Origin of the sequence: Sphingobium scionense (genome assembly GCF_014197035.1) — a bacterium.
GTDB lineage: Bacteria > Pseudomonadota > Alphaproteobacteria > Sphingomonadales > Sphingomonadaceae > Sphingobium > Sphingobium scionense.
This window is the reverse complement of sequence record NZ_JACIEU010000058.1, coordinates 1-13137: the sequence shown is the minus strand read 5'-3', so window position 1 is coordinate 13137 and position 13137 is coordinate 1. Positions and strand designations below refer to the sequence as shown.

Sequence of the window (13137 nt, the reverse complement as noted above, 5' to 3'; positions counted from 1 at the left end):
CAGGAAACCACCACTTTCTACCATTCCGGAAGGGCGCGGGGCCTCGAGGCGTGCTGCCTTATGTAGGTTTTCTGTTCCGTTGCTACTCAACCCCCTGTCGCTGCTGGCAAGCCTGCTCGTAGCGGAGCCGGCTTTTGCGCAGGCAAACTTTGAAGGCCTGGCCGACAATATTCTCGGCCTGCTGAGCAACGGTTTGCTCCGCACGCTGGCGATCATCGCGATCATCGTCGTCGGCCTTCTGTGGTTCCTGGGCCGCGCGTCGGTGCAGATGCTCGTCACGGTCGTAGTTGGCGTGGTGATCGTGTTCTCCGCGCCTTGGATCGTCGACACGATTACGGGGTGATCGGGGATGGACGGTCAGGAAGAAATGACAAAAGACCCGCTGTTCTTGGCCGTCACCCGCCCCGCTTTGTGGGCGGGTGTTCCCATTGAGGCGGGCGCGCTCATCATCATGGCGGGCGCAATCACGTTGGTTGGTTCGGGCAATCCTCTCTACGGCGGCGCGGCCGCCGTCGCGCTTTATGCGATGGCGCGGCTTATCGTTCGGCATGACGTGAACGCATTCCGGCTGATCTTCCTGTGGGGCCGGACCAAAGCGGCGAACCGGAACCGCGTCTTTTGGGGTGGGTCGAGCTACACGCCGCTGCCGCTCTACGGAATCAAGCGAAAGGGATTTGGTCGTGGTGTTCGGTAAGAGCGCGCTCGCGGAGAAGGTGCCTTTTGACAAGGCCAAGCGGGAGGAAATGCCCGAGAAATTCTTGCCGTATTCGCGGCATGTCAATGAGCATGTGGTCGCCCTCGATAACGGCGATCTGATGCTCATGCTCGAACTGGATGGACGGCCCTTCGAGACTTCGGACGTGCGCGATCTGAACGATTGGCACACGCGCCTCAACGGGGTCTGGCGCAATATTCATGACGAGCGGCTTTCGATCTGGACGCACATGTTGCGGATGCGCGTGCGCGACTATCCAGGCGGCACGTTCCGCTCGCATTTCGCCGCGAAGCTCGATCAAAAATACTATGAGCGGATGACGGCCGAACGCATGTTCCGCAACCGCTTCTTCATGACGGTCGTGATCCGCCCAACAGCAAACGCGACTGACAAGCTGATGGATTTCCTGCGCAAGAAGCAGGAGGACAAGAACGCCAATATCGCGGAAGCTCTAGAGCTGCTGGAAGACAAGGTGCGCGATCTGGAAAAGCTGCTGCTGCGCGTTCGCCCGCGCCGTGTCGGCATCTATGAGCACCGGGGTCTCCTGTTCTCCGAACCGCTGGAAATATTGAACCAGGTGATGACCGGGCGCTATCGGCGCTGTCCTCTGGTCCGTGGCCGTCTCGGCTCGGCGCTCTATGCGAGCCGTGCCATCATCGGTGCTGAGACATTTGAGGTCCGCGACGCCGATCATTCGATGTTCGGCGGCATTTTCGGCATTCGCGAGTATCCGTCATCGACAACGCCGCGCCAGTTTGAATCGCTGCTTTCGGTCGATTTCAGCCTCGCCATAACGCAGTCGTTCACGTTCCTGTCGCGCACAGCGGCAACAGAACGGTTTCGGCTTCGCCAGACCCAAATGGCGAACGCCGGTGACAAGGCGATCAGCCAGATGGATGAGCTGATCGACGCGGCCGACGATTTGCAATCGAACCGCTTTGTGCTGGGGGACCATCATTTCACGCTGACGGTGTTCGCGGAAGATTTGAAGAAGCTGCGCGATAACATGTCGATCGCGCGCGCTGCGCTGGCCGATACGGGCATGGTCGCCGCCCGTGAAAGCGCCGCGCTGGAAGCTGCCTATTGGTCGCAGCTGGTCGGCAACTTCGCGTGGCGGGCGCGCCCTGCGCCGATCACGTCCTATAATTTCTCGGCCTTCTCACCGTTCCATACGTTCCCGGCAGGGCACGAGGACGGCAATCATTGGGGGCCTGCGGTCGCGCTGCTCAAGACAAGCGCGCGCAGCCCATATTACTTCAATTTCCATTCGGCGGACCTGGGCCATTCGATGGTCATTGGTCCATCGGGCGGCGGCAAGACGGTGCTGGTCAACTTCCTGATGGCGCAGCTCGAAAAGTTCAACGCACGCCATATCTTCATCGACAAGGATCAGGGCGCGGAGATTTTTGTTCGCGCCAGTGGCGGCACCTATCTAGCGCTGCGGAACGGAGAACCTACGGGCTTCGCTCCGCTCAAGGCGCTCGACAATACGGCTTCTCATCGCGCGTTCCTCGGTCGCTTCATCCGCCAGCTGGTCAAGCAAGAGGGTGCGCCGATCACGGTGCAGGAATCGCACCTGATCGACGATGGCATTGAAGCCGTGATGAAGCTGCCGCGCGAGCAACGCTCGCTGTCGGCGCTGCGGACCATGCTCGGTATGTCGGACTCGGGCGGCGTCGGCGCGCGCCTGGTCAAGTGGACCTCCGAGGGGAACCTTGGCTGGGTTTTCGATAATGAGGAAGATTCCATGTCGCTCGAAGCCCGTTTCGTGGGCTTCGATATGACCGACTTCCTCGAAAACGCGGAAATCCGCACGCCGGTCATGCTCTACCTGTTCGAGCGGATAGACGCGCTCCTGACAGGCGAGCGCATGGTGATTGCGATTGACGAATTTTGGAAGGCGCTGGCCGATCCGGCGTTCACAGCATTTGCGCAGGATGGCCTCAAGACATACCGCAAGCGCAACGCGTTCCTCGTCTTTGCAACGCAGTCGCCTGCAGACGCGCTGCGGTCCACGATCAGCCATTCGATCTTGGAGCAGGTAGCGACGAAAATCTTCCTGCCCAATCCGTTCGGCCAGCGCCGGGATTACATCGAAGGCTTCTCGCTGTCGGAGGCGGAATTTAAGCTGGTGCGCGAAGAGCTGTCGCCGGAAAGCCGCAAATTCCTTGTGAAGCAGGGCCATGACTCCGTTGTGGTCGGCCTGGATCTCATTGGCATGGACGATGAACTGGCCGTGCTGTCGGGGCGCGCTGAGACAACGGGCGTGGCCCGCGAAGTGATTGCCGAATTGGGCAATGATCCGAAGCTCTGGTTGCCGGAATTTCACCGGCGCCGGCGCCCAAGCTGAAAGGAGTGAGACTATGAAGCAGCTTTTCTTGGCGGCTGTGTCGATCGGGAGCCTTGCGGCCGCGACGCCAGCCAGTGCGCAGGGTATCCCTGTGTTCGATAGCACGTCCGTGCTCAAGCATATCGAACAAATCCAGAAGACCATGCAGATGATCGAGCAAGGTCGCCAGCAGATTGCGGAAGCGCAGCAGCTCTACCAAGGGTTGAACCAGCTGACCGATGTTTCCTCGATCGCCAACCAGCTCAAGACGGATTCGCTTCGCACGCTCGGCGTCGATGTGAACTCGCTCGAACGCATGGCGCGCGGCGATTTTGGCGGCGGCGGCAGCTATGGCGGGCGATCTGATGCGATCTATCAGGACATGCTCGAACGTCTCGGCGTGTCCGCGAATGGCGATCAGACTGATGTTCGCTATCAGTCCGCGCGCTCGATCGCGATGGACAAGGCCATGGCCGAAGGGATGGGCGAAGCGGCCACATCGCGTGGCGAAGGCCTGGAAGAGCTGCGCAGCCGCCTAGCTTCGGCATCAACGGCCAAGGAAGTCGCTGACCTTCAAGCGCGCATCCAGCTTGAAAGCGCGTCCATGATGAACGACCAGCTCCGCGTCGATGCCATGGAGCGGGCGCGTCGGGCCGAACAAGCGGCCAAAACGGCGGAAGCCCTCTCCAGCTATTCCCGCGATCGTGAAGAGCAACTGGCCCGCGCGCGGGCAGCGGCGGGAATGTAAGAATGCGGAAGATGGCCTTAGTAGCATTGAGCGCAGCCGGCATAATCGCCGGCTGCCAACGCGCACCCGTTTTCCCTGAAATCCTCATGACCTACCACGACGTGGAATGGCTCAAAGCCAACGAAGATCAAATTCCGGTGATCGTATCGGAGTGCGACAAGATCATGAACAGCGAACTCAAACAATCCGATCTTCCCATTCCCGTCGCCAAGAATTGCGGAGGCATCAAGTCTGCCATCGCCTCGATCAAATATTCCCGTGACCGAGAAGATCAGATGGCTCGCGCACGCAAAGCGGCGGGAATGTGACAGCTCGAAGGTCGATTGAATAATAACGCGGAGCGATCTGGTGGAATACGATCTATTCACGAATGCCTATCAGGGCTTTGTCAACGAACTCAACTCGTCTGTGGTTTCAAACTACGCTGGGTTTGTTGGCTGGATCGCTGGGCCGCTCCGCACGGGAATGGTGATTTATATCATACTGCTCGGCTACGCTATCATGCGCGGTGCTGTGCAATACCCATTCCGCGAATACGTCTATCGCTCCCTAATGCTCGCTGCACTTTATTGGGCTGTGACAAGCCTTTACGGGGCATCAATTGCACAAATGATCGTGACGGGGCTGCCTAATGAGTTTGCCTCAATCATCGGGAACTCGCCAAATGGCGTCGGTGGGTCGTTTGATACGATGTGGGCGCGCGTCGATGTTGCTCTGATAGGGATGCAGGATGCCACCAAGGAATATGCTGAGCAGAACGCCAGCATGTGGGATTTGCAGGGGGCAGCGACTGCGATCATCCTGTGTATCGGCGCAACCATCATCATCTTGCTAACCGCTGTAGCCGCGTTGTTCGCGCTCGCGGTTGGCTTTGTGATCGTGCTCTATGCGCTGTTCGCGCTCGCCTGTCTGGCGGTGGTTGGTCCGATCTTCGTCGGGGCGCTCCTCTTCGATTCCACCAGAAGCTACTTCTTCTCGTGGCTCGGTAGCGTCCTGAATTTCTTGATGCTGTCCTTGTTCGCGCTGTTGCTGGTGCTCGTCGTCGCCAACGTCGCGGAATCCGCAACAGCATCCTTCGACGGTCAGTTTGAGCACGTTTGGGACACATGCGTTCGCATCATCGCCTTCTACGTCCTCGCGTGCTTCTTCTTCCTACAAATCCCCGGAATTGCGGCCTCGCTGGGTGGCGGTGCTGCTGCGATGGTATCGCAGTTCGGTAACGCCGTGATGAGCGGGGGCGGGGCTGTGGCAACGGGCGCAGGCCACGCGGCCAGCGATGCCCGCGCCATGGGGGCCAGCATGGGTCGGGGCTTCTCGTCGGCGGTTCGCCGTTGGCGCAACCGAAACACAATCACCAGAGCTTGAGGGAACGAATATGCGCAAGTTGCTTGGACTCGGAATCTGCCTGGCGCTGGCGGCCTGCGCCGGTCAGCCCGTCAAAAAACCAGCCAAATGCGAGGGGCCGATGCGGCCCGCAAATCCGCATGGGCTTACCCTTCCCTCGATCCCGGATCAGGCCGCGCAGCGAACCGCCCCGGCGAATGTGGACGTGTTCAACCAGGGCGCACCGGCAACGCCGGACGCTGCCCCGGCAGACCCTGCCACTCCGGGCAATGAACAGTCGGACGCATCGCGGGCGGTCGAAGTGCCGCGTCTAAGCGCCTCGCTGCGCGGCCCGATCTACTCGAATTGCTGAGGTGTTACGATGGCAGTTGGTATTCCAAAGGACGAGCTGAAAGCCTATTTTGAAGAGGCTGCAAGCTGGGAACGTGACAAGCTTGCGGCGGCCGAGCGCTCCAAAAAGCTGGCGTGGGTCGTCGCTGGCGTTGCTGGCGCCCTGGCGACTGCTGGCGTTGTGGCCGTTGCAGCCCTGACGCCTCTGAAAACGGTCGAGCCATATGTTATCACGGTGGACCGTAACACGGGCGAGGCGTCGATCGCCGCCAAGCTCCACGGTGACGCGACGATCACCTATGACGAGGCGGTCCGTAAGTATTTCCTCGCTACCTATGTCCGCTATCGCGAAGGCTGGATAGCGGCCGCTCGCGAAGAATATTTCGATGCGGTCATGGTCATGTCGGCGCGGCCCGAACAGGATCGGTGGTCACGCTTCTACAAGACCGACAATCCCCAAAGCCCGCAAAACATCCTTGCGAACCGCACTGATGTTTTTGTCGAGATCAAGCGGGTGTCGTTCCTGGGCGGCAACGTCGCGCAGGTCTATTTTACCAAGGAATCTGTGACCGGCTCGAACTCGACCAAAACCGATGCCGTCGCGACCATCAAATACAAGGTCGATGGCACGCCGAGCAAGGAAGTGGACCGCTTCAAGAATCCGCTTGGCTATCAGGTCGAGAGCTATCGCGCTGACGTGGAGGTGCCCCAATGACCGTGTTGAAGTGGAGCGCCCCGTTTGCGCTCGCGATCGCGCTGGCTGCGTCGCCGGCGATGGCCGAAGAAACGCCCCATGCGACGGTGCTCGATCACCGGGTTCGTGAAGCGAACTACAATGATCGGCAAGTCTATGAGATTCCGGGCGTGTTCCGCATCGCCACGGAAATCGTCTTCGCCAAGGATGAAGTGGTCGAGCATGTGGCGCTGGGCGATACCGTGTCCTGGGAAGTCGCACCGGCTGCCAATTCGCTCTTTATCAAACCGCGCGAGCGCGCGGGTCGCACGAACCTGACGGTCATAACCCGTTCGCGCTATGGCCCGCGCAGCTACCGCTTCGCTCTGTCGCCAACGCAGCGGGGCAGCGGCTTCTATACGGTCGTTTTCCGCTATCCTGAACAGGAAGCAGCGGAAGCGCAGGCGCAAGCCGCAATGGCCCAGCTGGCCCAGCTGAAAGCCATGGAACGCGGCGCGGTGAAGTCCGCGCTCGATATTGGCGTGCTGGAAGGCACGCGCAACGCCGACTACATCATGCAAGGATCGACCGCCATCCAGCCCTCCGAAGTGTCTGACAACGGACAGTTCACGGTAATGCGCTTTCCCAACCAGCGTGAGTTGCCGGCGTTCTTCATCGTCAATCCTGATGGATCGGAAGCCATCGCCTCCTTCGATGTGCGCGATGAATATGTGGTGCTGCACGGGGTTTACAGAACAATCCGGCTGCGCCGGGGCCTCGAAGTGCTCTGCATCCACAATCAGAAAACCGACTATTACGGGCGCGATCCCAAAACTGACACGGCCTCTGGCCTGGTCGAGCGAACCACGGGGGTTCAATAAAATGGCTGCGAACGATCATGACAACGCGCCGCATGGCGACAACATCATTTCGCAGGGCGAGACGGTCGAAAACCGGCCCCTTGCATCAGAGCCGGTGCCCGATCCGGAAGACATTGAGCGGCAAAGCGAACGTCAGGCCAAGATTGCCGCCCTTCCGAACAGGTCGATCGACCCCAAAAAGGCGGTCGTTCTCGCGGCGGTGGCCTGCGGCGCGATTGTGCTCGGTTTTAGCACCATCGACGCAATGCGGAGCGATCCAACCGAAAAAGCCGAGAAAGCGGAAAAGCCGGATGAAAGGCAGCTCGCCAACTACGATCCGAAGTCAATCATAGCCCCAACGCTTGCCGATGCGCCGAATGATCCGAACGCGCCGGTGCCCATGACGGAAGTGCCGGCGCTTGATGGAAGCCAAGCGCCCCGCACAGCCGGTGCAAGCGGTCGCCCCCAAAAGTCTGAGGGGCAAGTCATCGCAGAGGCGCAGCGCCGCGCCGGAATTATGGCCTATGGTGGCGAAAACGGCGGTGGGGTCGGCGGAGCGGTGGCAGCTGCCACCGGCCTGCCCATGGGCGGCGGCACAGGAGGACAGGGCGCGCAGTTGCTTGGCGCGTCGGCCGATGGCGATGGACAGGGCGGATCGCGCCGGACCAATCTCGAAAACATGCGCCAGACCTCGCAAATTGATCGGGTGTCAGGCCGCGACATTGGCAACCGCGATATGCTGATCCTCGCAGGGTCGTTCATTCCGTGCGTGCTGCAAACGGCGATGGATTCCAGTCAGCCCGGATATGTCAGCTGCATCATTCCCCGCGACATTTATTCGGACAACGGCCGCGTCGTTCTGCTGGAAAAGGGAACGCGCGTCCTGGGCGAATATCAAACCGGCGTCCAGCGCGGCAAATATCGTCTCTTTGCGGTATGGAACCGCGCGGTCACGCCTCGCGGCGTGGCGATCGACGTAGGCTCGCCCGCCAGCGATGCGCTTGGCCGTTCAGGCATGGCAGGCGGCGTGAAGAACTTTTTTTGGGAACGCTTTGGGGCGGCGTTGCTGTTCAGCTCGCTTAACGATGCCGCCTCGATCGCCGCCTCGGAAGTCTCCGACGCGGATAATGTCACTCGGGTTCCCAGCCAAGCGTCGGACACGATCTTGCGGGACACGATGCAGATTCAGCCGGTGCTTCGCATCAATCAGGGCGCGGAAGTGGGGATCATGGTCGCGCGCGACTTCGATTTCTCCAACATCTACGGCCTTCGGCTTCGGCGCGGCCAATGAGCAATACGGCTGTCCTCGAAAACGCCTTGCTGCCGTTGCGCCCTCTGCTCGCGCGTGAGGACGTAACGGAGCTGGTGATTAACAAGGCTGGCGAGGCGGCAATTGAAACGCGCGATGGGTGGTCCTGGGAGACATTGCCCGACCTGAATGAAAAGTCGCTGCTCGCGCTCGCGCGGGCAGCGGCGGCTTTCACGCATCAGGACATAAGCCAGTCCACGCCGATCTGCTCCACAATCCTCCCCAGCGGCGAGCGTGTGCAGCTGGTTGTGCCGCCTGCTGTCCCTGCCGGCACAGTGTCCATCACCATCCGCAAGCCGTCATCGGTGACGTTGACGATGGAGGATTTCGAGCGCGGTGGGCTGTTTAGCGAGACGAAGATCGCAACCCGGCAAGTCTCGCCGCTCGATGTTGAATTGCGCGATCTGCTCGACGCAGGGAAGCACGTCGAATTTTTCCAGAAGGCGGTCCAGGGCCGCAAGAATATCCTGATTTCCGGCGCTACCGGCTCGGGAAAGACGACGCTCTCTAAAGGGCTGATCCAGCTCATTCCGCCGCATGAGCGGCTGCTGACGATCGAAGACACGCGCGAATTGGTCGTTCCGCATCGCAACGTGGTCCACATGCTCTACGCGAAGGACAAGCAGGGCACCGCGAAAATCTCTGCAAAGGATCTTCTGGAATCGGCCCTGCGTATGCGGCCTGACCGGATACTGTTGCAGGAGCTGCGCGACGGCACCGCGTTCTTCTATCTCCGCAACGTCAACTCAGGCCACCCCGGCTCGATCACGACGATCCATGCGGACTCGGCCGAACTCGCGTTCGAACAGCTGACATTGCTGGTCAAGGAAAGCGAGGGCGGCGCCGATCTGGCCCGTGACGACATTCGCAGCCTGCTCAAGCTGCTGGTTGATGTGGTCGTGCAGACCAAGAAGGTCGAAGGCCGCTTTCGCGTGACGGAGATATATTTTGATCCAGAAAACAGGCTCTAACAGGCTCGCACTGGCCCTTGTCCTCCTTCCGATCACGCTCCTGCTGATCGGCCTGCTGACCGGCACGGTGGCGTGGTTCTTCCTCAAGATGCCCGCCGCGGCCTACGATCCGCTCACCCTTCCCGGCTTCTTCTGGTATTATCGGCATGATCCTGTCGTGACCGAAGCGCTTTGGCGAGGCGCGGTCATCGGCGTGCCGCTGCCGGTGTTGCTCATGGCGATCGTCTTGCGGCCGAAAAAGAACCTTCACGGCGAGGCGCGTTTCGCGCGCGAAGGTGAAATCCGCAAGGCGGGCCTTCGCGCGAAAAAGGGCATTGTGCTCGGCCGCGTCCGCAATGGCTTTTTCCGCAACGGCTTTCTCATGGTGGGCAAGATGGAGCATGTATTGCTCGAAGCCCCGACCGGATCGGGCAAGGGCGTCGGCATCGTCATTCCCAATCTGTTGCAATGGCCGGATTCGGTTGTCGTGCTCGATATTAAGCGTGAGAACTACGAAATCACGGCGGGTTTCCGCCGCAAGGGCGGCCAAAAGGTTGTGCTGTTCAACCCTACGGACAGGGAAGGCCGCACGGCCCGCTACAACCCGCTCAGCTATATCAACAGGTCCGACCCGATTGAGGTCCTGGTCGAATTGCAGAAGATCGCCACGATGCTCTTCGTGCCCCCGGAGAAGGGCGAGGCATTCTGGACGGAATCAGCCCGCACGGCCTTTGTCGGCATAGCATCGTGGATCGCGGCCAAGCCTGAACGTCCCTTCTCGTTTGGCGAGATCTACCGGACCATCACGATGCCGGGGATGAAGGCATTCTTCGCCAAGGAAGCCGGCGATGGTGCGCTATCGGAAGGGTGCCGCGCTGCGTTGAGCGATTTTACGTCCAGCGCAGACAACACATTCACCGGCATTATCCAGACCGTCACCTCCAAGCTCAATCTCTGGATCAATCCGATTGTCGATCGCGCGACGGCCGAAAGCGACTTTTCCCTGACGGACCTTCGCCGCATCCCGACCTCGATCTATCTCGGTGTCTCGCCGGATGAACTCGATAGGGTCGCGCCGCTCTACAATCTGTTTTTCCAACAGCTGATCGACCTCAACACGCGGCAACTGCCCGACGATGGTGAAAAGCTATCCGTGCTGCTCATTCTGGACGAATTTGCGCGGCTCGGCCGCGCCCAGGTCATTGCCAATGCGTTCTCCTATGTGCGCGGCTATGGGCTGCGTCTGCTCCCCGTCATCCAGTCCCGCTCCCAGCTGCGGAATGTCTATGGTGAGCATGGCGCGGACGAAATCGTATCAAACTGCGGGGTCGAAATTGCTTTCACGCCGAAGGAGCTGCGGGTCGCAAAGGAACTGTCCGAACGCCTCGGCTATCTTGGTCAGGATGCGGAAAGCCGGTCCCTGACGATACATGGATTGCTCGCCAATCGAAGCAAGACGATCTCCGAACAGCGCCGCGCGCTGATGCTCCCGCAAGAGCTGATGCAGCTGCCCGAAGACGATATACTCGTCATCCGGGGCGGCATCCCCGTCATTCGCGGGAAGAAAATCCGCTACTTCAAGGATGCCGTGTTCCGCTCGCGCTTGACGCCTGCGCCGGAAGTGCCGGCGCTGCCCAAGCCGGTCGCGCCGATCGCGGCCGTCGATGATCTGAGCGATGAAGAGCTGGCGGCTTTCAATGATTATTCCGCACTGGCCGATGACCAGGTGCAGGACATTCCCGAAGACGTTCTCGCCCTCGATCGCGATATGCCGAACCTGACAGTGAAGGACGGCAGCATGGCTTTCGATGAAATCAACTTCGACGACATTATTGGTCCCGACCCGACGAAAGAGGAGTGGGAAGGTCAGCGCCGGGATCTAGTTCTGAGTGAAGGAGAAGAATATGGCCGATAATGACAACAGCGAACGCCAAGCAAAGACGCCGCGCTCCTACGAAATTCTTGGCCCTGGGAACAGCAAGGAAACCTTTGCGAGATTCCCCGATGCCATGAAGGCATTTGCCAAGCTGGAAAACCAATATGACCACGCGCTGACGATGCAGAAAGGCGGAAAAACCGCTTATCTGGCGTCCACGGATTGGCGCAATGATGGGTCCACGCCGGTTGCGCAATATCTGACGCCGGCTGTCGAAGAGTATAATAAGGCGCTGAAACGCGGAGCGCCTGCCGACGAATTGCGCGGACACGAAAGCAGAGTGCGGGCCGACCTTAATGCGTGGCCCCGGCAAGCGAAGCGCGAAGCGGCTCCGACCGCATCGGCCGATAAATCGCTCAATATCCATGAGGGTGAGCGAGCCAGGGCGGAGAGCAAAGACGGTGCTGCGCCCGCGAAAGCTGAGGTTCCATCGAAGGCAGCGCCAAAGGATGACAAGCAAGTTGACGACACACGCTTGGCTCTGCCCACGCAGCTCGAACGCAAATATCTGCGCGTTGGGAATGATCTTTTCCGTAGCGGCCGCGATGACAAGCCCGATATGTCGATCAAGGGCCAAGACGGCATTCGCATCAACAAGGACTATGCCATTGGCGATGCTATCGCGATCGCGAAGCACAATGGCTGGCAGTCGATCCGTGTTCATGGAAGCGACGAATTCAAGAAGGCGGTCTATCTGGAAGCGGCGCGATCGGGGGTCGAAGTGAAAGGGTTCAAGCCGTCTGAACAGCTGAAACTTGAGGGAGAAAGGCTGGCGGCGCGAGATAAGGCCCGCGAAGCACAAGACCCGGCAAAGAGAGCGAGCATGGCAAAGCAAGACCCCTCAGAATCTCGTGCTGCGGCCGAACAGTTCCGGCGCAATTCGCATCGGGATAATGCGGCCAACCCGCAATTCAAGGCCGCGCAATCGCACGTCCTGGCGGCAGCGATCGAAGCGAAAACCCGGTTCACCCAAAAGGAAGACAGGGATCGCTTCATAGAGCGGGCCAAGGAAACTGTCGCCAAGCGTATTGAGGTTGGCGCGCCGGTCCCTGCTGCCCGTTTCGAGCAACAGCGCCAGAACGAGGCTACCCGCATAGCGCGCGAGGATTTGACGCTGCGCCAGCAGGAAAGGAAGCCGTCACGCTCGCGCTAAGTGCATGGCACATGCTTTTTGGAAACAGGAAACCGCACGATGAACATTCCCCGGCCTGATCCGGTGCCATCGAGAGGCGTGTCCGATCTCGATCGTCACATTGAAACCTTGCTTCGCGTGATTCATTCCAGAAACCTCGCTTGGTCTGATCTAAGCGAAGTGGGTAAACAGGTAGAACGCCCTCTGACGGACGTTGAGCAATTGCTTACAAATGTGGGCGACGACGCCCATGAAATCACCCTTGCTACCGAGACGATCATAACAGCCCTCAAGCTGCAACGTGATGCGCTCGCGATCCAAAGCTCTCGCCGTAGAGCACGCTTCGGCTCGATGCTCCTGCTCATGATCCCCGTGTTCTTCGTAGGTTTGATGATTGGCGCATCATACGGGATAGATGAAGGTCGGGCGCGGGAGCGTGAAGCCTTAAAGTATCCGATGATACCCCAGCTGTCCGTAGATCGTGGCAGGCTCAAAACTGACGGAAGGTAGAGCGGTGGCAGCTGCCACCGCTTGCGATCTCTTGATGGGCTATGGCCTCATGAGGCACGATGAAGAAATCTGACAGGGCAAAGAAACAAACCGCCAAGGTAATCGAGGCGGCTGCACGCGCCCATGAAGCTCTCGATTATTTCAACGGCAACGTCACAAATCCGTTCGATGAGTTAACATGGCCCAGTATTGCCGAAGGTTATCTTCTAGTGGATTGATTCCAACACTTGGTGCCCGCGCCGTACAGCGGCTATAATTTCGTCCGGATCGGCCTTCCAGATGAAAGGTCGGGGGTCCTCGT

Annotated in this window: 15 protein-coding genes; all 15 read left to right on the top strand. The window is 59.7% G+C overall.

Annotated features, from left to right (window positions below; all coding sequences use genetic code 11):
• Positions 1-22: 22 nt before the first annotated feature.
• Genes GGQ90_RS28000 through GGQ90_RS27930 form a run of 15 tightly spaced genes read left to right on the top strand, consistent with a single transcriptional unit; the run spans position 23 to position 13054 of the window.
• On the top strand, positions 23-343 hold the full coding sequence (locus GGQ90_RS28000) for a TrbC/VirB2 family protein (RefSeq protein ID WP_343054215.1): 321 nt from the start codon (positions 23-25) through the stop codon (positions 341-343).
• A 6-nt stretch (positions 344-349) separates the two neighbouring features.
• Positions 350-694 carry a VirB3 family type IV secretion system protein gene (locus tag GGQ90_RS27995; RefSeq protein ID WP_006949650.1) on the top strand — a complete coding sequence of 115 codons (345 nt, stop codon included), beginning with the start codon at positions 350-352 and terminating at the stop codon, positions 692-694.
• The gene (locus GGQ90_RS27990) at positions 681-3065 is read left to right on the top strand and encodes a VirB4 family type IV secretion/conjugal transfer ATPase (protein WP_006949654.1); all 2385 of its coding nucleotides are present in this window, start codon (positions 681-683) and stop codon (positions 3063-3065) included. Before GGQ90_RS27995 ends, GGQ90_RS27990 begins: the two co-directional genes overlap by 14 nt.
• A gap of 13 nt (positions 3066-3078) precedes the next feature.
• Positions 3079-3792 (top strand): type IV secretion system protein, encoded by a 714-nt coding sequence (locus GGQ90_RS27985; protein WP_020819810.1) that lies wholly within the window; start codon positions 3079-3081, stop codon positions 3790-3792.
• 2 nt (positions 3793-3794) lie between these two features.
• On the top strand, positions 3795-4100 hold the full coding sequence (locus GGQ90_RS27980) for an EexN family lipoprotein (RefSeq protein ID WP_011627751.1): 306 nt from the start codon (positions 3795-3797) through the stop codon (positions 4098-4100).
• A 40-nt stretch (positions 4101-4140) separates the two neighbouring features.
• Positions 4141-5157: a TrbL/VirB6 family protein gene (locus tag GGQ90_RS27975; RefSeq protein ID WP_011627750.1), complete on the top strand. Its 1017-nt coding sequence runs from the start codon at positions 4141-4143 to the stop codon at positions 5155-5157.
• Between the two features lie 10 nt (positions 5158-5167).
• Entirely contained in the window at positions 5168-5488 is a 321-nt protein-coding gene (locus GGQ90_RS27970) for a hypothetical protein (protein ID WP_020819808.1), read from the top strand.
• A gap of 9 nt (positions 5489-5497) precedes the next feature.
• Complete coding sequence (locus GGQ90_RS27965; protein ID WP_004213217.1) at positions 5498-6181, top strand: VirB8 family type IV secretion system protein; 684 nt, start codon at positions 5498-5500, stop codon at positions 6179-6181.
• A complete protein-coding gene (locus tag GGQ90_RS27960) occupies positions 6178-7020 on the top strand; it encodes a TrbG/VirB9 family P-type conjugative transfer protein (protein WP_021225586.1) in 843 nt (280 codons plus the stop codon). The genes GGQ90_RS27965 and GGQ90_RS27960 overlap by 4 nt, the downstream gene beginning before the upstream one ends.
• 1 nt (position 7021) lies before the next feature.
• Positions 7022-8290 carry a type IV secretion system protein VirB10 gene (gene virB10, locus GGQ90_RS27955; protein ID WP_020819806.1) on the top strand — a complete coding sequence of 423 codons (1269 nt, stop codon included), beginning with the start codon at positions 7022-7024 and terminating at the stop codon, positions 8288-8290.
• The gene (gene virB11, locus GGQ90_RS27950) at positions 8287-9279 is read left to right on the top strand and encodes a P-type DNA transfer ATPase VirB11 (protein WP_011627746.1); all 993 of its coding nucleotides are present in this window, start codon (positions 8287-8289) and stop codon (positions 9277-9279) included. The genes virB10 and virB11 overlap by 4 nt, the downstream gene beginning before the upstream one ends.
• Complete coding sequence (locus GGQ90_RS27945) at positions 9257-11173, top strand: type IV secretory system conjugative DNA transfer family protein (protein ID WP_020819805.1); 1917 nt, start codon at positions 9257-9259, stop codon at positions 11171-11173. Before virB11 ends, GGQ90_RS27945 begins: the two co-directional genes overlap by 23 nt.
• Positions 11163-12347 carry an LPD7 domain-containing protein gene (locus GGQ90_RS27940; RefSeq protein ID WP_020819804.1) on the top strand — a complete coding sequence of 395 codons (1185 nt, stop codon included), beginning with the start codon at positions 11163-11165 and terminating at the stop codon, positions 12345-12347. Before GGQ90_RS27945 ends, GGQ90_RS27940 begins: the two co-directional genes overlap by 11 nt.
• A 39-nt stretch (positions 12348-12386) precedes the next feature.
• Entirely contained in the window at positions 12387-12836 is a 450-nt protein-coding gene (locus tag GGQ90_RS27935) for a hypothetical protein (RefSeq protein ID WP_020819803.1), read from the top strand.
• A gap of 59 nt (positions 12837-12895) precedes the next feature.
• Positions 12896-13054, top strand: a complete 159-nt coding sequence (locus GGQ90_RS27930) for a hypothetical protein (protein ID WP_188084570.1) — start codon at positions 12896-12898, stop codon at positions 13052-13054.
• Positions 13055-13137 lie beyond the last annotated feature (83 nt).